A 20,510-nucleotide genomic window follows, 5' to 3' on the forward strand; every position below is an offset into this window, starting at 1 on the left:
ATCACACTAAGTAACAGATCTATTTTACTTGTTAAAAGAACTTATTTCTTTGTTGTAATTTTTGCAAATAGAATAACTATTAAAGAATTAACATCTTTTGGTTAATTCTCCGATAGACTATTAACGAAGTTAATCGTCGAAAGGCTTAAATTACGCCTTGAACTAAGTCATTTTCTTTCGAAAAATTTAGAACACTTATTTAATGCAATCGGTATAACCCTTATCAAAATAACGGAAATAGTACGTTTTGTTATGGTGCAAAATTTATTTTTATGTACTTTTTTAGTGCATGCATTTTTATTGAGAGAGTCATTATGCAGAGCAAAATAAATCGCTTAGAGATAAATAAAAATATCCTTAATGCGGCGATAACTGAGTTTAGTCAACATGGCTATATTGGCGCATCAACTCAGGCTATAGCCCGTCGTGCGGGGCTTGCTAAGTCACAATTACATTATTATATCGGTAGTAAAGAAGCGCTTTATCAACGAGTGTTAGGGACTTTATTTGAAGCTTGGGGAGAGATATTTGAGTTTGATAGCCAAAAATCGTCATCGCCTGCAGATATCATTTCTCATTACATTGATTTGAAGCTTAATTTTGCTCTTCAGAATAAAGAATTATCTCGTATTTTTACTGTTGAAATTATTAGTGGTGGTAAAAGTTTGTCGCAATTTTGGCCCGATGCCATGGTTCGTATGTCGAGTAATATAGAAGTGATTAATGGTTGGATTAAAGAGGAAAAAATTCGCGCTTTAGATGGTCGCCTGTTAATGATGAATATATGGGCATTAACCCAGTACTACGCTGATTATGCGCTACAAGCTGAAGTGATACTAGAGGGATCTTTAGAGGATCCTGTGTTACAAGAAAAAGTAAGAAAAGAGCTTAATGATCTCATTTTATTAGGCTGCGGTTTAACACCTCCATAACATTATTTTTCGATATTAAAATCCCTTTTTATTGGCTTATTTGTTAAGCCAAGACTTGCTGCTGTTTGTCTGTTTATTTCCTTCATTATTTTATTGTTAATACACTGTTATTCAATTGTTGGCATTAAACATGCAATTAATTTGTCCAATCGGACAAATTAATTGGTTGGTGTATGACTGAAGATAAAAAGATACAAGTGCGCATATCAGAAGTGGAAGTATTAACAGGCTCAATATGCCGTTATCGCTTTGTGTCACTTCACGGAGATGCTTTACCAAGCTTTTCAGCTGGCGCACACATTGAAGTTGTTATAAACGATGATTTCACTCGCGCCTACTCTTTATGCAGTGACCCAAGTGATGCAGCAGCGTATTACGATATTGCGGTTAAAAGAGAAGATCATGGACGTGGTGGTTCGAAAGCATTTCATCAACTAGCTGAAATTGGCTCTGTTTTTACTATTAGCTCGCTTAATAATTATTTCCCATTATCAGAAACGGCGGAACACCATCTATTAATCGGAGCTGGTATTGGCTTAACCCCTATGCTCGCGATGGCACATACTTTAACTGCTCAGCATAAAGCCTTTACCTTGGTTGCTTGTGCCAGTGGAGAAGCTAATTTGCCTTTTTCAGCACAGTTATCGTCTCAACCTTGGTCTGTTCAACTGTGCCTATCTGGCCGAGCTGAATTTAATTTTGCTGCTTTGTTAGCTAATTTGCCGAAAAAGGTTGATGTGTATTGTTGTGGTCCAAATGGATTTATTGAATTAGTAAAAGATCAGTGTGTAGTTTCATCTCATGATCCATTACCACTTGAACAGTGGCATGAAGAGCGATTTACACCGATTAGCACGCCTGCTGATAGCGATAGTTTTGAATTATATCTACGTCAAAGTGAACAGCGTATTTCTGTTGTTACGGGAGAAAGCATGGTTGATGCATTACATAAAGCTGGAATAAAAGTGGATACCGTATGTGAGCAGGGTATTTGTGGAAGTTGCTTAGTAGAGTGGAGTGATGGGGAGCCTATTCACCGAGATCAATGCTTAGAAGATACCGAACGAGATGAGTATATCGCCTTATGCTGTGGGGGTTGCCACTCTCAAAGCCTAACCTTGGAGCTGTAATGATGTCTTCTTCTATAACAACGCCTGTGCCTCAATGGTTAACTAATTTACGTTTACCTGAATGGCTATTACCAACAGATTGGCCATTGTTAAATGGGTTACCGCAGCTCGCTCATGTTGAAGTGAGTGCTGGAGCTGTTGCTAAACTAACGCCAATACTGCCAAGTGATGTGATTGAGTCTATCAATATTGATGGCGCTTTATGCTTGCCAAGTTTAGTAGAGGCGCATGCTCATCTCGATAAAACTTTTACCCGTCATCGTATAGGTGATGTCACCCCGGGTTTATTAGGTGCTATTGAAGCAATGCAGCAAGATAAATCTAAATGGAGTCATGATGATCTATGGCAACGTGTTGAGCAGGCATTGCAACAAGCCTATGCAAATGGGGTAGCGTACCTGCGCACACATGTTGATTGGGATAATGAGCAAGCACCTGCGGCTTGGCATGTATTGCAAGCATTAGCGAAAAGTTGGCAACATAAAATTCACCTTGAGCAGGTTGCATTAGTTCCCTTAACACTGCTCGCTGATAGCAACAATACTGACACTATACTTCAGCAAGTAAGCGCTACAGGTAATGGCATTATGGGCTGTTTTATACATAGCGTTAACTTTGATGCAGATGCCTTTGAATATTTAATTAAACAAGCTGCAAAGTTACATATAGATTTAGATTTACATATTGATGAAGAGCTTGCTGACCAGCCTCAGGGGCTAATTTGCTTATTGGATTGTTTAGAAACAGTTTCTTTCCGTGGACGTATCGTGTGTGGGCATGTCTGCGCACTGAGTTCATGTGAAACCTCATTAGCAACCTCATTATTAGATCGTATTCAGCAACAACCTATTACCTTGATCTCTTTACCAACAACCAATCTATTGCTGCAGGACGCAGAAGTTGATCGTACCCCTAAATTACTTGGTTTAACGCTCCTTAAGGAAGCAAAAAGTCGAGATATTCCAACCATGATAGCCACAGATAATGTACAAGATGCCTTTTGTAGTTTTGGAGAATATGACCCGATTGAAGCATTGCGTTTAGCAACTTATGGCGCGCAATTAAGCCATGTGTTTGACCGTTGGTCTCAGTCTATTTGTAATGCTAACTACTTATCTAGCGAACTTAACGCCTTTAACTTAATAGGTAAAAGTGCTGATTTTGTGGTGTTTGATAATAAAGATGTTTGGAGCTGGCCAAGTGGTGAAGAGCGTTTACTTATTCGCGGTGGTTATGTGATCAAACCAAATAAACAAGCTGTGGTTCCACTTTTTAATGACCATAAGGATATCTCATGAAACAACCTATAGTAGATCAACAAAGCACCGGGAAAGGTGCGCCATTAGCGCGCTATGCAGCAACTAAACGTGTAGGTGATTTTATCTTTTTCTCTGGAGTGATCGCCGTTGATCCGAAGAAAAGAATAATAGTGCAAGGGTTTGATGATATTCCAGTGGAAGCAGCCAATGCAATAGGTCGTACTGGGCAGTTCTCAGCTGACTTTAAACAGCAGGCTATCTTGTCTCAAAGCTGGTATGTGCTAGATAGCATTCGCCAACACATTGAACAACAGGGTGGGCAAATGAGCGATGTATTTAAGCTCGTTCAATATTTTAAAAACCTGGATCATTTTCCACTTTTTAGTCAGGTCAGAGATCAATTTTTCCCTGATCAGCCACCTATCTCAACCATAGTGGAAGTGAGTGCCATGCTACCAAGTGAAGATATTTTAATTGAAGTGGAAGCAACTGCTTACTTACCTTTAACATCATTATAGAGAGATTATTATGCTACATGCTTATACGCCATCAGAACGTTTTCTTCCTTACCTGACATGGCCTGAAATTGATCAAATGGAAGACAAAGACAATGTGGTTATCGTATTGCCAGTTGGGGCAATAGAACAACATGGTCCTCACCTTCCTTGCTCGGTTGATGCCACTGTTTCAGCGGGTGTTGTTGGTCATGCCTTAGCTTTATTGCCCGACGATATTTCTGCTTACGGTATTCCTGCTATTAGTTATGGTAAGTCCGATGAACATTTGCACTTTCCTGGCACCCTAACGCTGACCGGAGAGTTGCTGCTACATACGATTCAGGAACTGGGGGAGTCATTATATCGCTCAGGGTTTAGAAAGTTGTTGATGGTTAATGCTCATGGTGGTCAACCACAGCCCTTAGAGATGGCGGCACGCGAACTACGTTTACGTCATGGAGACTTTATGGTGATTGCGCGTGACGTGTGGAGTTTACCGCATAACGATGACTTTATTTCTGAGAAAGAGAAGCAATTATCAATGCATGCCGGACACGGTGAAACATCAATCATGATGGCGCTATTACCTGATTCAGTGCATATGGATCGCACTGAAGCACATTACCCTGAACCTTTTCCCTGCCCAACATTAACCAGTGGCCGTCCGGCTGCAGCCTGGGCAAGTATCGATTTTGGGCCATCTGGTGTCATTGGTGACCCGAGTGCCGCAACTTTAGCACAAGGTGAACAGTTATTAAGTGATCTAGCAACGCAATGGGCGACAGCGATAACTGAAATCCATAATGCGCAATGGGTAAAACGAGAGTATCAATCTTGGGGTAAAAGCCAATTCAACGGTTATGTCCATAGTCAAAAATAGCTTTCATTGAGAACCGGCTATTCAAATATTACTTAAACATTATTTTAGTCAATAAAGAGGGAACGATATGAACCAAAGTAAGCAACAGTCAGTACGTAATCGAGTTATTGGACTCACTGCGTTAGCCGCGTCAATGGCTTTATCAACCAATGCAACGGCTGATCAAACTCCATTTAACTTTGTCACCAATTGGTACGCACAGGCGGAACACGGCGGTTTCTATCAAGCTTTAGGGGCTGATTTATATAAAGATAATGGATTAGATGTCAGCATAAAAATGGGTGGACCACAGGTTAATACCGTGCAGTTACTGGCCGCAGGGCGAGCTCAATGTGCCTTAGTGGATGATATCGGGGCGATCAACGCAGTGAAAAAAGGTGTACCGATTAAAATAGTAGCGACTAGCTTCCAATTTGATCCTACTGTGATCATTACCCATAGCAATATCGAACAACTATCTGATTTAAAAGATAACACCATCTTAATTTCTAGTAGTGCTTATGCCAGCTGGTGGCCTTGGGCTAAAAAACAATATGGTTTCACGGATGCCATGACTCGTCCTTATACCTTTAATATTCAACCTTTTGTGTTGGATAACAAGATTGCTCAGCAAGGTTTTTTAACCTCTGAACCGTTTGCCATGACGCAAGCAGGTGCTGACCATAAAGTATTTATGATTGGTCAAGATGGTTTTCCGCCATATGGTAATTCGATCGCTTGTCGTAATGATGCTATTGCTAATAATGGTGAACAAATCACTGCATTCTTAGCTGCAACGATGGAAGGTTGGAAGCAATACCTAACGGATCCAATCGAAGGCAATAAATTAATTGTTAAAAACAACCCTAACATGAGCGCAGAGCAGCTTAGCTATTCAGTGAAAGAGTTAAACAGTTCAGGCATCGTGAGTGGTGGAGATGCAAAGACAAAAGGCATCGGTATTATCACTGATGAGAGAATGGGTAAAACATGGCAGATGGGTGTTGATAATGGCTTATTTAACGCATCGGAAGTGAGTTTAGAGAGTATTTATACCACGCAATTTATCGATAAGATTAAGGTGACTCTATGAGCCAATCGAACCTAAAAGTGGTTGATACTGAGCCTGTATCAACCCTTGATGCACCGACGGCAGTTGAATTACTGTCCACGGAGAAAACTTATCCCAATGGTACTCAAGCTCTATTGCCTGTTGATTTAAAAATTAAACAGGGAGAGTTTGTAACCTTATTGGGACCATCGGGTTGCGGTAAAAGTACCTTATTAAAAATGGTTGCTGGGTTGGAATCCCCGTCCGATGGTCGTTTATTGTTATGGCGAAAACCAGTAGATAAACTGCAGGACGGTAAGCGAACTTTATCTTTTGTATTCCAAGAAGCTTCTTTAATGGTTTGGCATTCAGTGCGTAAAAATATCAGCTTAGCCTTGGAGCTAGAGGGCATTAAAGGTAAAGAAGCGCAGCAACGAGTTGACCAAGTGTTAAAGTTAGTGGGACTTGAAAAGTTTGCCGATTCACTACCGAAAGAGTTATCAGGTGGCATGCAAATGCGCGTTTCTATTGCACGTGGATTGGTCATTAAACCTGACCTGTTACTCATGGATGAACCCTTTGGCGCATTGGATGAAATCACTCGCTTTAAGCTGGATAGTGATTTGTTACAACTTTGGCAGGAAAACGGTTTAACGGTTATTTTTGTTACGCATTCCATCCATGAAGCAGTATTCCTATCCCAAAGAGTGATAGTGATGGCCGCACGTCCAGGAAGGGTGATTGCCAATATTGAAATTGATGAACCTTTCCCCCGTACTCAACAGTTCCGTTTACAACCTAAGTTTTCTCAATACGCGATGGAATTACATCAGTATTTAGAAAATGCATCTGTTGAGGAGATTAGCTCATGAATAGTAAAACAGAAAAGCAGCCTTTATTAGCGAACCCAAAATATAAAAAGGTCATTATTCCTAGCTTGATTGCTATGTTAATTCTCTTTATTTGGCAATTTATTGTGGTCACTGCGGATATACCTGAGTATATTTTTCCTTCTCCTTTTGTCACGGCTAAAACCTTATATGCCGATTGGGGGTTATTAGGGCCTGCATTACTTTATACTTTAAAAGTCACCTTGTTCTCTTTTTTATTGGCGATTGTTGTTGGTGTGTGTGTGGCTTTTGTATTTGTTCAGAATAGAAGCATTGAAACCGCCTTATTTCCTTATGCTGTGCTTTTACAAGTTACACCTATTGTTGCGATTGCACCGTTAATTATTATTTGGATTCAAAATACAACGTTAGCTTTAGTGGTGTGCTCTACATTGGTTGCATTGTTTCCAATTATCTCTAATACCACGCTTGGTTTACGTAGTGTTTCTCCTAATTTATTGGCTTATTTTAAGTTACGCCGTGCAAGTCGTTTGCAAATCCTTTTTCGCTTACGTGTTCCCTCTGCAATGCCTTATTTCTTTGCTGCATTACAAATCGCCAGCGGTTTGTCATTAGTGGGTGCCGTTGTGGCTGAGTTTGTGGCAGGTACTGGTGGCGCAAACACAGGTTTAGCATATCAAATTTTGCAATCAGGTTATCAGTTGAATATTCCTCGTATGTTTGCCGCACTTACCTTGATATCTCTAACCGGTGTGGTGCTGTTTGCCGCGATGTCCATGATATCTAAGTTAGTGATAGGGCATTGGCATGAAAGCGAAGTGTAGTGAAAAATTTAGTCAGTAGTAAGGAAAAATTATGGCAGTAAGTGAAGCAACTCAAACATTACAAACAAGGTTACCTTTATTAGATTGGGTAACATCGCCGATTCAAGTAAAGCGGTTATCAAAGGATTTTCATTGGTTTAGCCCTATCTTGTTTGCACAATTAAGCACCAAAAAATCCGATATAGTGGTTCGTCCTAAAAATGAGAAAGAATTAAAAGAGGTTGTTGCTCAATGTGCCGCACTGAAATTACCTATGACGGTAAGAGGTGGTGGGACAGGGAATTATGGTCAGTCAGTGCCTTTACAGGGGGGAGTGACGATTGATACTTCTCATTATAACCAGATAAATTGGTTATCGCCGGATGATGGCATTATTTCTGTACAATCTGGTATCAAGTTAGGGGTAATAGAAGAAGCTGCAAGAGAACAAGGCTGGGAGCTTCGTTGTATGCCTTCTACCTATAAAATGGCGTCGATAGGTGGGCTATTCTCTGGCGGTTTTGGAGGCGTTGGTTCGATAAACTATGGGCCGGTTGCTACTGAAGGAACTATTTTATCTGTCAGAGTGATGACCATTTCTGAAACGCCGGAAGTGTTTGAGGTGAGCGGAGATGATTTAGTGAGTTTCCATCACACTTATGGCACCAATGGTGTGATTTTAGATATCGAATTAGCGTTAGCGCCTGCAAGAGTATGGGATGAGTATTTACTCTCTTTCAAACAGCTTAATCAGGCGATTCAGTTTTCAAAGCAAGTTGCTAATAGTACGGGGATAGATAAACGTAATATTGCTGTTTTTGATGCATATAGTGCGAGTCATTTTGAGCAAACACCACAAGATTTAGCGGCCTCTGACTATGTTGTTATAGCGGTGATTGCATCGAATGCAAAACAACCTATGCTGAAATTAATGGAAAGGGCACAGGGTAAGATCGAATGGAGCCAAACCTTTGCTGAAGCACAGCAAAGTAAGACAACATTAGTAGAGTGCTGCTGGAATCATTCAACTTTACATGCATTAAAAAATAATAAAGCCCTCACTTACCTACAAACTAATTATGATGTTGATAATGTTATTGAACAATTAATGCAAATTGAAAAAAACAGTCATGGTCAAGTTCAGGTACATCTCGAAGTGATCAGAATGGCTGAAAGTGAATTGGCCATTGTTGGGTTACCGCTTATTCATTTCAAGAGTGCAGAGCAATTACAAAACATTGTGGATATACATACACAATTTGGGGTGAGCATTAATGACCCGCATGTCTATACACTTGAAGATGGTAAGCATAAAGGTTGTTTTAGCCATTCTATTTTAGATAGTAAGCGTAAGAATGACCCATTAAATCTGCTTAATGTAGGTAAGTTAAGAAGTCTTTAATAGGTTGTTAGTGCATAAAGCCAATCTATTTATAGGCTGTTTTGGTTGGGGGGCCATATCGAAGCGCTGAGCGAAATAGGTTTATTGTTGGCGAATATTCTGACTATTTAGACACTGTATCCAATATGCTAAGTGAAGGATTGTCTATTTAAAATTGATAATCTTTCAATAAAGCGTGTGTTTATCTTTTATTTATTGACGATTACTATTACTGCATTAAATAATTTACCCTCTCTTATTAGGAAGATACCATGTCTGAATTAACTATTATTGCGAATATTGTTGTAAAACCTGAGCACCTAGCATTTGTTACGTCTGAGCTATTAAAGTTAGTTGAAATCACCAAAAAAGAAGCGGGGTGTATTAACTACGATTTACATCAAGATAAAGAAAAACCTACCCATTTCATGATGTTTGAAAAGTGGGCAAGTCGAGAGTTATGGTCGCAACATGGTGCTGCTGCTCACCTCTCTGATTATGTGCAGGCAACGGAAGGTAAAGTTGAGCGTTTTTCGGTTAGTGAAATGAATTTTTTAACTGCTTAATTTTATTAGTAATTATCAAACTATTAAAGCCTCATATTATGAGGCTTTATATTACACATTTAATGTGTTTTGATTATTTTATATATCCACGGACCAATCTGTTCGGCAGCTTCTAAAATAATCGAAAAGTGATTTGCTTGTTGCATTATTTCGATTGTATTTTGTTGTGACTGCTTAGCATATAGCTTTGCAAACTCGGTGACTTTTATTGGGTCAAATGCTTCATCTTGGCTGCCTATCCATAAACCAAAGGGGCTGGCGTGAATTAATTGCTTATTGGGCTGAGAAGGGGTGATTGCTTTAGACATGTTGACAGTATTGAAAGGGACTATTTTCGGATTATCAGTTAACACTGTATTTGGGTAATTAAACGTGACTGCCTTTGAGTGACCAAATAATAAACCTCCACTGACACTATTCGCTATAAACTTACTAACTTTTACCTGTGCAAATTGAAAAGCCTGTTGATCTTCTTGGTAATTAGTATCAGATCGATATCCAAAGTAGGGCGCGATAAAAGTATAGCCGGCTATTGCTAAAGGGGCTGTTTGTTGGGTAGCCCATTCTGCATAATTAAGTAATAAACCCGCACCGGCAGAATGCCCACCTAAAAAAATAGGGCTGTTAGGAAATTGCTGTTGGGCTAGACTGATCAAAGTATTAATGTCTTGCCATACTTGCTGTTCATTAGGTGTATCTCCACGGGTTCCTTGTGAATAACCGTGACCTCTTAAATCTGGTGTATAAACAGCAATATTAAACTTATCACGTAGTGTGACGCCTATGTGAGAGTAACTTAAGCCACTGTGCGCGCCCGCCCCATGGTAAAAGATAAGCACCGCATGTGGGCTCATAGGAAGGTAGGCGCGGTAAGCGAGTAGGGTTTGATCACTGGCTGCTATATATTGTAAATCCGCGGTAGCTTGTTTATCGGCGGCTTGAAGTTCAGTGAGTGAGAAGAAAGCTTGCTCTTTATGATGTGGTAGGCCATGAGAAGATTGTTGAGCATGAGAAAAGAGAACAGATGTGCTAAACAGTGTGAGCAATACTTTTATCAGTTTCATTTTTCATCCTTACAGCCAGTATATATGCCCTGAGGTGGTATGTTTACTGCCAAAAAAAGTGCGTTGTGACTCTTGAACCAAGCCATGCTAATTCATCCAATGACTTGTTCCATTTTACTAATCACAAGCACTTACTTCTGTGTGGTAAGTTTCATTAAAGAAATAAATATACTTCCACACTGATATATTCTGTATGTCAGTGTGGAAAGGCGTTAACTTACAGTGCCCAAGCAAGACCAATCCTCATGTCTCGACCAGGTGCCATATCGCCAGATGCACCATAGATGGTCGGACCAAAAGTTGATTGATCTCGGTATTGCTTATCAAATAGGTTACTAACCGTTAATGTTAGCTTTAATGAGTCGTTTTTCAGTGGTTGCCACTGCCCATAAAGATCGTGAACACCGTAACCTGCTTTTTCTAATACATCGTCATGTGTATCAGTAAGGCGTGCAACAAACTGTCCTGACCAACCAAACTCTAACGAATCTGAAAATTGGTAACTGATGCTAGTGTTGACATGATCACCAGTGGAGATACCAAGGTCAGTATCATAATAACCGCCTATGGGTTCACCGTTTAACTCTGAGACACTGTGGTTGTACGCCACACTAGCCTGTAATGCAGACCAATTATAACTTACACCCAGTGTAACCCCTTTATTGACTAATTCTCCGTCATTATTAAATTCTGTATAGTTAGTTTCTCCCCATTCGCCGTAGGTAATAACATCATCAATGGTGGCGTAATAGACATTAGCAGATAGCGCTACCCCTGCGAGATTATAATCAATGGAGAAACTTAGGTTTTCAGCCCTCTCTTCTTTCAAATCAGCGGCATTAGTATAACCACCTGTATAGATGAGGTAACTTTCTCTCACTTCAACACCACGCATCGCCTGTGCAAAGCCAAGCTCTAATTGCAGGTCATCATTTGGAGAAAACAATACACTGACATTAGGGCTAAAACCTTTGCTTTCAAACTTTTGTTGGTCTGCATCGGTTGTTTTATAAATATCGTAGCGACTTCCTAAGTTTAACAATAATGCTTGTGCTAGCTGAAACTCTGCTTGCAAGTAGATACCATAAACATCGCCTTTTTCGTCACGTGCATCTTCGCTGGTGGATTGATAAGATGATTTATCACGACGGTAATCTAATCCATAAGTAATTGAACCGTCTGAGAAGTGATTGGAGTTACGTATATCAACACCATAAGTGCTAATTTTACCCTCTGCGTCATCGTCTACACGAGTAATATTGTTTTCTGTATAATAAGCATTTGTGTCTAACGCTAGCCATTGATTGTTTTCAGGAGCGATTGAGTACTCTAGCTTACTCGTTGTACGGTGAGCTTCCATTTCTACACTAGGGTTGTTACCTGCTAAAGCCCAGTTCGGTCTAAGCAATTTTTCACCATCATCAATGCGATGATCGAAGCTGATACCCACCCGTTGATTATTGTCAAATCGACCAACAACCTTCACTAACCCATTTTGTTGTTCATATTCTGTATATGCAATTTCGTTTCCATTGCCATCTTCATAATTATCAGATTCAGTTTGAACCACAGTGGCCATTGCACTCCAATGATTATTTATTTTTCCATATAAACTAAGGCTGGTTTTATATGCACTAGCATTGGTGTTATAACTGCCTTTGATTAACGCACCAAAACGCTCATCTTCTTTTAATAAGTCTTCAGGATCTTTTGTTGTAAAGTTAATTGCACCGCCTAGTGCACCAGCACCACTTAGCGCATCACCAGCTCCTGCTTGTACTTCAACTTGTTTAAGTAATTCGGGTTCAATAGAGATACTGCCTTGGTGGTGAAATGTACTGGCAGATTGTTTCGCACCATCTATGGTGACGTTGAGCATATTACTCTCTAGATCACGTACATATACTTTTTGCGATACTGTTGAGGTACCACCTACCGAAATATCAGCCTCATTTTTCAAGACATCTTTAAGGTCAGAGGCTTGAGACTTTTCTAAATGTTCTTGGTTGATATTGGTTTCAGATAAGGAGATGCGTTCACCTGTTACTGTGATCGTGTCAAACTGTTGGTCTGCGCTTAATTTTGGACTAATAAGCGCAGATGTAACAGCTAGTGCTAGAACACTATGTTTTAGCTTTATATTCTTATTCATTTAAAAACTCCATTTAATAATGATAATTATTACTAAATGAAATTATAAAGATTTAGACTCGTTTAAAAAGCATTGTTACAAATATTACAAATGATATTTAATATCAACTAAGTGGAATGTCTATTTGCATTTGTAGTCCAGGGTACAAGTTTTGTGCATTTAATTTTCCTGAATTAGCCTCAATATGACGTCTTGCTAATGCTAATCCTAAACCAACCCCATCAGTATTTTTATCTCGAGACTGATCCACTCGAAAGAAGGGCTGAAATATACTTTCTATAAGGTGATCTGGTACGCCATTTCCTTGGTCACTAATCGAGATGGCAACATTTTTATGGTGCTCTGTGACAGTAACTACCACTGCTTTATTGTTTGGGCTGTATTTTAAGGCGTTGCGAATCAAGTTTTCCAGTGCTTGGCTAAGTGAACGTTGACTGCATTTAATAAGTTGTAAACACTGCGGAGATGTTAATGTTATCTTTGCATTAGGAAATTCAAATTTAGCATCTTCAACAATGACCTCCAATAATTCAATTAGGTCGAAAGGTTCCCCTGTTAAAATGGGTTTTTCATTTTCAAGCCAAGCGAGTGTTAAGGTATCCTCTATTAAAGAGCGAATTTCTGATGTTTCTTTTTCTAATCGAGGTAATAGGTCTAATTGTGATATACCTTGTTTAGCACTACCTATCACTAGTTCCATGCGCGTGATAGGTGTCCTTAATTCATGTGATAAATCAGCGATGAGCTGTCTTTGTTGAATAATAAGCGCACCGGTATTTTCTGCCATTTGATCAAAAGCATCGGCCAAGTCTGTCAGTTCATCATTACGCTTGCCTAAGTTAGGTCTGACTCGAACATTAAAGTTGCCTTTACTAAATTTTTTGGTCGCGACTCTTAAGCGTTGCAATGGCGACATTAGGTACCGATAGAGTAATGACGTCAGTAATAATAAAGGCAATAAAGGCAGCGCGACTTGTTGAAATAGGTGTATTTGTTTTAGGTAAGTACCTGGCCTCATTCGCTCTGGTAGGCGTATTAAAAAATGTGTTCGCTTATCTAAGAATGGTAATTCGATTACTGGGTTTTGATCAAAATAAAGGTGCACTTTCCAGTCAACACCACGACCTAATCTAAATTCTTCATTAAACTTTTTATCTACATAACTGCCGAATTCAGGTGTCAATTGTGAGGTTATAATAGCAACCCATGTTTTTTCTGTTTGTTGTAGAGAGGTTATCCAATCTTGTAAAGCCTGTTGATCACCTTGTAAATATAGTTTTTCTGCTTGTTTGGCATAGTTTATTAATTGTTGTTGGTCTTCTGTTTTAATAAAACTCATTTCTAGCTGTGTTTTGTCTGTAAGGTAATTAATAAATGCAAACAGCCCCACAGTAACAAAAAATATAGAAGCTAATAAACGCCAAAATAGAGTATTCTTCATGATAAGCGATAGCCTTTTCCGTGTACGGTTTTTAGACCATCAGAGAACATACCTGTGCCTATTAATTTTCGACGAATACGGCTTATATGCATATCGAGACTACGATCATAAGCACTAAATTCACGCTCTAATACGATTTGATAAAGGTAAGGTTTACTAAGTATTTCATTTTTATTTTCTAATAAAACCCAAAGTAAATTAAATTCAATATTAGTCAATGTGAGCGGTTTCTTGTTATAACTGGCTTGTAATAAATGTTTATTCAAAGAAAATAAACCAATATTTAATTCTGCTCTGTTAATGCTATTTTTCTTGTTATTCATCGTACGCCTTAATAAGGCATTAATACGTAACATTAACTCTTCAATATTAAATGGTTTTGGCAGGTAATCATCTGCACCACGACTGAAGCCTTTAATACGCTCTTCTTCCGCACCGCAAGCAGTTATCATTATGACAGGAGTATCACGACACGAGCGTAAACGCTTTAAGACAGAAAAACCATCAAGTTTGGGTAATAAAACATCGAGTAAGATGAGGTCGTATTTGTTGTTAATTGCTTTTTCTAGTCCTGCTTCTCCATCAAAACATTGTTCCACTAAAAAGTTATTATTGATTAGTATTTCGCTAACCTGATCATTTAATAACTGGTCATCTTCAATGATGAGTACGTTAGCTGTTTTAAACAAGGTTCATCACTCCATCGATGATAATTAATCTCATTTAGAATGATACTGTTTTTCGTCATGAATAACAAATCACGGCTTGAGAGTGTTGCTGTGAGGGCATATTTAATTGAAAACGACATCATTATCATTGATGGTGGCAGGTAACTTTATTGAAGGGAAACCCAAATAAAGGTAATGGAGTATGCACTGATATATACTCCATGAAATAAGTTAGTCACTGAACGTGACTTGTTGAGTGAGAATACTTGGTTGACGGCAAGTCAATACCTTACCTTCACGAATCGACCACAGCACTTCACCTTGGCGTTGTATTACATTGGCGTCATCGTAACCTTCAAGAATGATAAAGTTAGCCGGTTTATCTACTTCAATACCATAGCGATCGGTGATATTAAGTGTCTTGGCGCCATTATCGGTAATAAGGTCTAAGGCAGTTGATAAGTCTTCATAACCCATCATATGACAAGCATGAATCCCTGCATCTAATACGCGTAATAGTTTACCGTTACCTAATGTGTACCAAGGATCTTGTATTGAATCTTCGGCAAAACAAATATTCATGCCGGCATCGCGAATTTCCTTAACACGGGTAATGCCACGAATTTTGGGATAAGAATCAAACCTTCCATTAAGGTGTAGGCTTTCAGTAGGGCATGAGACAAAGTTTATTTTGGACTTTTTAAGTAACCGGAACAGCTTACTACAGTAAGCATTATTATAAGAGTGCATTGCTGTAGTATGACTCGCAGTCACTCGTGAACCAATATCCTTCTCTAGAGCTTCTGTTGCTAATACTTCTAAAAACCTTGATGCGCCGTCATCAATTTCATCACAGTGAACATCGACTAATTTATTATGTTTTTCTGCAAGTTCGATAACCCATTTCATCGATTCTACACCATATTCTCGGGTATATTCGAAGTGAGGGATTCCACCAATAACATCAGCGTATTGCATAGATTTTTCCATTAATGCTTTTCCATTTGGAAAAGACATTATCCCTTCTTGCGGGAAAGCGACAATTTGGAGTTCGAGGTAAGGTGATAATTTTTCGCGTAAATCATGGATAGCTTTTAAAGCCACTAAATCTGGGTCGGTTACATCGACATGAGTACGAATATATTGCACGCCATTAGCCAGTAATAATTCGACTGCTTTTAAAACACGAGTTTGAACATCTTCATGGCTCAACATAGATTTACGCTCACCCCAACGTTCAATGCCTTCGAATAATGTACCACTCATATTCCAATTGGGTTGACCAGCAGTTAATACGGCATCTAGGTGAATATGAGGCTCAACGAAGGGTGCACATAACAGGTTACCTTGGGCATTAATATCTGCATTATCTGTATCTAGTGTCTGATCTTGGGCTTTAATTTCTGAAAAAAAACCATTTTCACAAATAATGGTATGAAGTGCCGGTTGTCCTCTTAAACGCGCGTTAATTATTTTCATATTGTTTCCTAATCTCTTTTATTTAGGTTAGTTAGGCTTGATCAAAATCAGCCGTTCCATTGCTAAGGCATTTTGTAAGCATAGACGTTGTTGTGAGTCACTTAAGTTGTTCTTGGTGAGCAACTCAATACGTTTTAATCTGTGAGTTAACGTGTTGCGGTGAATATTGAGTGCAGAGGCTGTTTGTCTTGCGGATCCTAAGTGTTTAAAGTAGCAACTGAGTGTACTTTTTAAGAGTTCTGATTGTTTATCAAAACGATTATAGAGTTCGCCTAAATTATTTCGGCAAAAAAGGTTTAATTGGGCATAGTCTTCTATCCCTGAAAAGAGTTGAAGAATGCCTAGATATTGATAATGAAAAACATGATTAGTTTCTTGGTAGCGAGCAAAATCCACTGTTTGTATTGCTTGTTGTGTTGCTCTGCGTAATTGCTGTATCCCTTGGCCTTCACTTACTCCTATATTACAACTGACCCCGTGTTGATTAAGCGTTTTGTATAATGTGTTCCACTTCGAGAGGCTTTGCTCTTGCTGGTCTAGCTGTAACGGAAATGATAATAACCAACCTTGATGGTATTCTAATAATGGAAATTCACTTTGGTGGTCGGATAAAAATTGATTTAATAAAAACTGACAGTGGCTGAGATCTCCTTTTTCAAGGCGTTTAGGCACCACCATTGCAATAGAGAAAGCACCAGTAGTATTAATACCAAACTCACCGGCTTTTATGAGCGTCATTTCAGCAGGGCTAGAGCTAGTTAATAGGTGCTCCATTAAAGCGCGGGTAGATTGATGTGCTAAATCTGACTTAATGATTGAGTTTGATAGCAATTCAGTTACTTTAACCATAGGTAATGAGTACGGTTGCTCAAAGATAGGAAAACCTATTTCTTCTGCGACTGTTAATACTTGTGCTGGTATATTTTTTATATAAGGTGAATTGGTTAAAATGACTAATCCACTAGCTTGTTTTTGTTTACCAAGGTGAATTAACTTAATAAAGTCTTCAGTTTGCCATTGCCAGTTTAAACCGGTTACAAAAATCAGTTCACCACCACTTATCCAGTCTCCGATATCGTTATTTTCAGCAACGTAAGGCCAACGAATGACATTCTCAGCGCCTTGCTGTCCTGCTCGTAACGTTATCTCTTCAAGTCCTGGTATAAGTGAAAGTGACTGAACTTTGATCATCTATTAGGCGCCTTGTACTGTTTTTGATTTTGTAGAGTTTATATACAATAAAATACAGTAGGCTAATGAAGCAACAACGATACCGACTAATGGTGCAATCCATGGAGAGAAATAAGCTGCAGCTGAACCAATAATATAGGCAAAGATACCTTGCATATTATATTGCGGTAAGTCGATTTCTGAGAGGGCTGGCATATTTCCACGAAAGCGAACCCAAAAGTCGGTCATGATGATAGCGCCGATAGGTGGAATAAAGGTGCCTAATAAGATAAGGAATGGGATCAGCATATTATACATTCCCATAATCGCCATCACTGTACCTATAGCCGCACCAACAATGGTAATTAGTTTACGCTTCTCTGTTCGTAATAAATTACAACCAGCCGCTGCAAAGTTATAAATAGTGTTATCTTGAGTAGTCCATATATTAGTAAATAACATAATAACTGCGGCTATCATGAAACCTTGTGAGACAAGCACATCTACGATATCTGATTGTTGGTAAACTAATGCGCCAAATGCACCAACAAATACCATTAAACCATTACCAATGAAGAAAGCGGCTAATGTAGCAGTGATGGCAATCTTTCCTGATTTAGCAAAACGACTCCAGTTTGTGGCTTGTGTCCCACCACTAACAAAGGTACCAAATACAACAGTGATTGCAGCGCCTATTGACATACTTTCTGTGGGTTGTTTGGCCACTAACTCTCCAATCCCACCTACGTCAATTAAACCTTTGTAGAAGCATAAGCCAATTAGAAATAGCATCAGAGGAACTGAAATTTTAGATAGTATTTCAAGTGCCTTATAGCCAATTGATGCACTAATGCAGAAACCAAAACCAAATAGAATCATTAAAGGTGTTGACCATGCACTAGGTAAATCCAGTAGTTTAACTAAAATAATAGCGATGGTTGCTGTACCCCATGCATACCAACCAATTTGTGTAAATCCGAGTACAAAATCAGATAATTTACTGCCCTGAAGCCCAAAGCTATATCGTCCTAACAAAACGGTATTTAAACCCGTTTTAAAGGCTACATATGCCAAACCAGCAGCGTAACTGCCTAATAAAAGATTACCAATGAAAACAATGCCTAAAATTTCATTAAAATTAAATGCCGTACCTAGGCTACCTCCCGCCCACATTGTTGCGGTAAAAAAAGTGAAACCAAGTAATACTGACATCATTGACCATAATCCTTTGCGTTGGTCAGCTGGCACAGCACTGAGTGGGAAGTCGTTTTTACTATCCATAGTCTTGTTCCTTTCGTTGAAGTAGATTAATTCAGATGTTTACAACATTTGTGCCAATCTAAAAAAGGAATTGTTGGAATAAATTAACTGTGCGGAAAGTGCACAAATTAACCTTTTAATTGTACCAGGTGCACTTTTTTGATTTCTGTGATGTTATTGATAAAAAGGTGCAACAACTGCAATTGCACCAAGCAAGCGCTTAATGCAATGTTATTGTGCATTATTGGAAGTACTAAAGATGGATTGTAGTTGTTTTTTATGGCGTTAATCCACAAGCATATTCGCACCAACTGTGTCGCAAATGGTTGTAAAGTTTTCGCGATTATTATTAATGGTTTCTCTTACTATATTTTGTTCTTGTTCAGATAAATTAGTGCGCCATTTATCGGCTGAAGATTTATTTAACTGCTCTGGTAAGCTCTCTAATCCTGGGGCATCGTACCCCGCAAAGGTTAGCATCTTACTCACCACCCCTTTGGTGTCATCAACTAAGTGATTATAAGCGATGGTCATCCAACGAGAATTATCTAACTCTTTAAGCTGGTTGATTGCATTAATGTTTAGGGTTATCCAAGATTCAGGTAATCTCTTAAAACCTTCACCTGGGTAATACCGTGTTTTATCGGGGTGAGAATGATAAAAATCACTGAGTTTTTGATGAGGTAGCGCTTTGCCTGGTTCATTAAATGATCTATTTTTTAAATTAACCATCACTCGTTTAATCATTGCCTTGATGGTAACTAGAAGGCTTGGTTTGGCAGCTGGCTCTTGTTGATTATCACATTGTACATAACTCCAACAAGGTAACTTAGTATCTGGCCAGTAGTGTACATATGGAGGAGAGTCTTCATCTCCTTTATAGGCATCATTAAAGCCTACTTTTTCACTGGCAATAACGCCCATAATGTCACGTACAATTAAGATAAATTTTGCATCAGGTAACACATTGGCGACATAACTAATTTTATTTAATAGATGCGGGTTTTTAGTGATTATTCCGCCTTTCGCGTGGCGAGAAGAAACATAGTTATTAATAGCTTCTTTTGAAGCAGGGTCAATATTCTCTTTAGTGGCACACTCACATAAAGTTCCCGTTCTTCGTGAACCTATGGTTAAACCGAAAGCCTGCCAAAACTTACGACATTCAAAATCATCATCTGAGGTTAAATCTACCGCTTCAGGGCATGCTTTCATCACCATGTCATGTGATATTGTGGTCCCTGAGCGAGTAATGCCGATAATAAATAATGGTGACTTTTTACTTTCCATATAAAGATGAAACCTCTTTTTTAGTGAAGTGATTACACTAGAGTAAACCTTGAATTGTCTGGATTATAAACTTGCGTTTCTTTGAATGATACCCGATTAAAAATGCATAATTAAATAATAATAAAAAATCAAAATTTATGTTTGTCCTAGGCATCTGATTTATGACGTTCATCACCAATAACAGGTAAGCCATTATTAATCGCAGTTAGGTGTTTAAAAAAATAAGGGAGTGAGCGAGCTCAGTGAGTTTCAAGCTTTATGGTTTCATTACCTTAATGATCGGTCATGTTAGAGGCCTTAGTTGTTTAGCTTGATTTGTGGTGGTATGGCACTCGCTTTTTAGGGGCCCATCCTCTCAATGCTAGTGGAACTTACACGCGATCACTTCTGTTATCGCTTGCTAGTTGCATTTTATGACCTTGCTGCTGATTACCTGTGATAGCGTATTTTATTATGGTTATGTTTTGTATTAAAAGAAGCATACTTGACCCAGTCTTATCTGTGACACACCTCGAAAAACGTTTGAAAATCACACAAAAATAGTCCTAATTAGCAATAAAAAGAACTTAATCACAAAAATGTAACCGCTTTCTGTAACCGGTTACACAAAGGTATTACATTAAGATATGAACACAAGGATCCAATGGATTTTTAATT

The 20,510-nt window shown here is 38.8% G+C and carries 18 protein-coding genes; 10 read left to right on the forward strand and 8 right to left on the reverse strand.

Annotation, left to right across the window (positions count from 1 at the left end; genetic code table 11):
- Nucleotides 1-314: 314 nt before the first annotated feature.
- From DS885_RS13110 to DS885_RS13155, 10 genes are all read left to right on the forward strand, one after another.
- A complete protein-coding gene (locus tag DS885_RS13110) occupies nt 315-932 on the forward strand; it encodes a TetR family transcriptional regulator C-terminal domain-containing protein (RefSeq protein WP_113819877.1) in 618 nt (205 codons plus the stop codon).
- A 173-nt stretch (nt 933-1,105) separates the two neighbouring features.
- Complete coding sequence (locus DS885_RS13115; protein ID WP_113819878.1) at nt 1,106-2,062, forward strand: PDR/VanB family oxidoreductase; 957 nt, start codon at nt 1,106-1,108, stop codon at nt 2,060-2,062.
- 2 nt (nt 2,063-2,064) lie between these two features.
- The gene (locus DS885_RS13120) at nt 2,065-3,360 is read left to right on the forward strand and encodes an amidohydrolase (protein ID WP_147232359.1); all 1,296 of its coding nucleotides are present in this window, start codon (nt 2,065-2,067) and stop codon (nt 3,358-3,360) included.
- Nucleotides 3,357-3,839 (forward strand): RidA family protein, encoded by a 483-nt coding sequence (locus DS885_RS13125; RefSeq protein WP_113819880.1) that lies wholly within the window; start codon nt 3,357-3,359, stop codon nt 3,837-3,839. The genes DS885_RS13120 and DS885_RS13125 overlap by 4 nt, the downstream gene beginning before the upstream one ends.
- Nucleotides 3,840-3,849: 10 nt before the next feature.
- Nucleotides 3,850-4,698, forward strand: coding sequence for a creatininase family protein (locus DS885_RS13130; protein ID WP_113819881.1), 849 nt, complete (start codon nt 3,850-3,852; stop codon nt 4,696-4,698).
- A gap of 67 nt (nt 4,699-4,765) precedes the next feature.
- Complete coding sequence (locus DS885_RS13135) at nt 4,766-5,770, forward strand: ABC transporter substrate-binding protein (RefSeq protein ID WP_113819882.1); 1,005 nt, start codon at nt 4,766-4,768, stop codon at nt 5,768-5,770.
- Complete coding sequence (locus tag DS885_RS13140) at nt 5,767-6,600, forward strand: ABC transporter ATP-binding protein (RefSeq protein WP_113819883.1); 834 nt, start codon at nt 5,767-5,769, stop codon at nt 6,598-6,600. Before DS885_RS13135 ends, DS885_RS13140 begins: the two co-directional genes overlap by 4 nt.
- Nucleotides 6,597-7,403 carry an ABC transporter permease gene (locus tag DS885_RS13145; protein ID WP_113819884.1) on the forward strand — a complete coding sequence of 269 codons (807 nt, stop codon included), beginning with the start codon at nt 6,597-6,599 and terminating at the stop codon, nt 7,401-7,403. The genes DS885_RS13140 and DS885_RS13145 overlap by 4 nt, the downstream gene beginning before the upstream one ends.
- A 31-nt stretch (nt 7,404-7,434) precedes the next feature.
- A complete protein-coding gene (locus DS885_RS13150; protein ID WP_113819885.1) occupies nt 7,435-8,784 on the forward strand; it encodes an FAD-binding oxidoreductase in 1,350 nt (449 codons plus the stop codon).
- A 251-nt stretch (nt 8,785-9,035) separates the two neighbouring features.
- A complete protein-coding gene (locus DS885_RS13155) occupies nt 9,036-9,329 on the forward strand; it encodes a putative quinol monooxygenase (RefSeq protein ID WP_113819886.1) in 294 nt (97 codons plus the stop codon).
- Nucleotides 9,330-9,388: 59 nt separating this feature from the next.
- On the opposite strand, the gene DS885_RS13160 is transcribed toward DS885_RS13155, so the two are convergent.
- The 8 genes from DS885_RS13160 to DS885_RS13195 all read right to left on the reverse strand — a co-directional run bounded on the left by DS885_RS13160 (nt 9,389) and on the right by DS885_RS13195 (nt 19,853).
- Nucleotides 9,389-10,393, reverse strand: coding sequence for an alpha/beta hydrolase (locus DS885_RS13160; RefSeq protein ID WP_113819887.1), 1,005 nt, complete (start codon nt 10,391-10,393; stop codon nt 9,389-9,391).
- 217 nt (nt 10,394-10,610) lie between these two features.
- A complete protein-coding gene (locus DS885_RS13165) occupies nt 10,611-12,545 on the reverse strand; it encodes a TonB-dependent receptor domain-containing protein (RefSeq protein ID WP_113819888.1) in 1,935 nt (644 codons plus the stop codon).
- Nucleotides 12,546-12,648: 103 nt separating this feature from the next.
- Nucleotides 12,649-13,986 carry a histidine kinase sensor domain-containing protein gene (locus DS885_RS13170; RefSeq protein WP_113819889.1) on the reverse strand — a complete coding sequence of 446 codons (1,338 nt, stop codon included), beginning with the start codon at nt 13,984-13,986 and terminating at the stop codon, nt 12,649-12,651.
- Nucleotides 13,983-14,675 carry a response regulator transcription factor gene (locus DS885_RS13175; RefSeq protein ID WP_113819890.1) on the reverse strand — a complete coding sequence of 231 codons (693 nt, stop codon included), beginning with the start codon at nt 14,673-14,675 and terminating at the stop codon, nt 13,983-13,985. The genes DS885_RS13170 and DS885_RS13175 overlap by 4 nt, the downstream gene beginning before the upstream one ends.
- A 210-nt stretch (nt 14,676-14,885) precedes the next feature.
- Nucleotides 14,886-16,133, reverse strand: a complete 1,248-nt coding sequence (gene codA, locus DS885_RS13180; protein ID WP_113819891.1) for a cytosine deaminase — start codon at nt 16,131-16,133, stop codon at nt 14,886-14,888.
- Between the two features lie 27 nt (nt 16,134-16,160).
- Nucleotides 16,161-17,324, reverse strand: coding sequence for a PucR family transcriptional regulator (locus DS885_RS13185; protein ID WP_113819892.1), 1,164 nt, complete (start codon nt 17,322-17,324; stop codon nt 16,161-16,163).
- Nucleotides 17,325-17,327: 3 nt separating this feature from the next.
- Nucleotides 17,328-18,584, reverse strand: a complete 1,257-nt coding sequence (gene codB / locus DS885_RS13190) for a cytosine permease (protein WP_113819893.1) — start codon at nt 18,582-18,584, stop codon at nt 17,328-17,330.
- A gap of 264 nt (nt 18,585-18,848) precedes the next feature.
- Nucleotides 18,849-19,853 carry a sulfotransferase gene (locus DS885_RS13195; RefSeq protein ID WP_113819894.1) on the reverse strand — a complete coding sequence of 335 codons (1,005 nt, stop codon included), beginning with the start codon at nt 19,851-19,853 and terminating at the stop codon, nt 18,849-18,851.
- Between the last annotated feature and the right edge of the window lie 657 nt (nt 19,854-20,510).

This window comes from Psychromonas sp. B3M02 (genome assembly GCF_003318165.1).
Lineage (GTDB): Bacteria > Pseudomonadota > Gammaproteobacteria > Enterobacterales > Psychromonadaceae > Psychromonas.

Bases quoted from the DNA above. Each gene is read 5' to 3' on its own strand.
- DS885_RS13140 (WP_113819883.1), top strand. From the start codon at position 5,767: ATGAGCCAATCGAACCTAAAAGTGGTTGATACTGAGCCTGTATCAACC.
- DS885_RS13125 (WP_113819880.1), top strand. From the start codon at position 3,357: ATGAAACAACCTATAGTAGATCAACAAAGCACCGGGAAAGGTGCGCCA.
- DS885_RS13165 (WP_113819888.1), bottom strand. From the start codon at position 12,545: ATGAATAAGAATATAAAGCTAAAACATAGTGTTCTAGCACTAGCTGTT.
- DS885_RS13150 (WP_113819885.1), top strand. From the start codon at position 7,435: ATGGCAGTAAGTGAAGCAACTCAAACATTACAAACAAGGTTACCTTTA.
- DS885_RS13130 (WP_113819881.1), top strand. From the start codon at position 3,850: ATGCTACATGCTTATACGCCATCAGAACGTTTTCTTCCTTACCTGACA.
- DS885_RS13155 (WP_113819886.1), top strand. From the start codon at position 9,036: ATGTCTGAATTAACTATTATTGCGAATATTGTTGTAAAACCTGAGCAC.
- DS885_RS13115 (WP_113819878.1), top strand. From the start codon at position 1,106: ATGACTGAAGATAAAAAGATACAAGTGCGCATATCAGAAGTGGAAGTA.
- DS885_RS13160 (WP_113819887.1), bottom strand. From the start codon at position 10,393: ATGAAACTGATAAAAGTATTGCTCACACTGTTTAGCACATCTGTTCTC.
- DS885_RS13170 (WP_113819889.1), bottom strand. From the start codon at position 13,986: ATGAAGAATACTCTATTTTGGCGTTTATTAGCTTCTATATTTTTTGTT.
- codA (WP_113819891.1), bottom strand. From the start codon at position 16,133: ATGAAAATAATTAACGCGCGTTTAAGAGGACAACCGGCACTTCATACC.
- DS885_RS13185 (WP_113819892.1), bottom strand. From the start codon at position 17,324: ATGATCAAAGTTCAGTCACTTTCACTTATACCAGGACTTGAAGAGATA.
- DS885_RS13110 (WP_113819877.1), top strand. From the start codon at position 315: ATGCAGAGCAAAATAAATCGCTTAGAGATAAATAAAAATATCCTTAAT.
- DS885_RS13135 (WP_113819882.1), top strand. From the start codon at position 4,766: ATGAACCAAAGTAAGCAACAGTCAGTACGTAATCGAGTTATTGGACTC.
- DS885_RS13145 (WP_113819884.1), top strand. From the start codon at position 6,597: ATGAATAGTAAAACAGAAAAGCAGCCTTTATTAGCGAACCCAAAATAT.
- codB (WP_113819893.1), bottom strand. From the start codon at position 18,584: ATGGATAGTAAAAACGACTTCCCACTCAGTGCTGTGCCAGCTGACCAA.
- DS885_RS13195 (WP_113819894.1), bottom strand. From the start codon at position 19,853: ATGGAAAGTAAAAAGTCACCATTATTTATTATCGGCATTACTCGCTCA.
- DS885_RS13120 (WP_147232359.1), top strand. From the start codon at position 2,065: ATGTCTTCTTCTATAACAACGCCTGTGCCTCAATGGTTAACTAATTTA.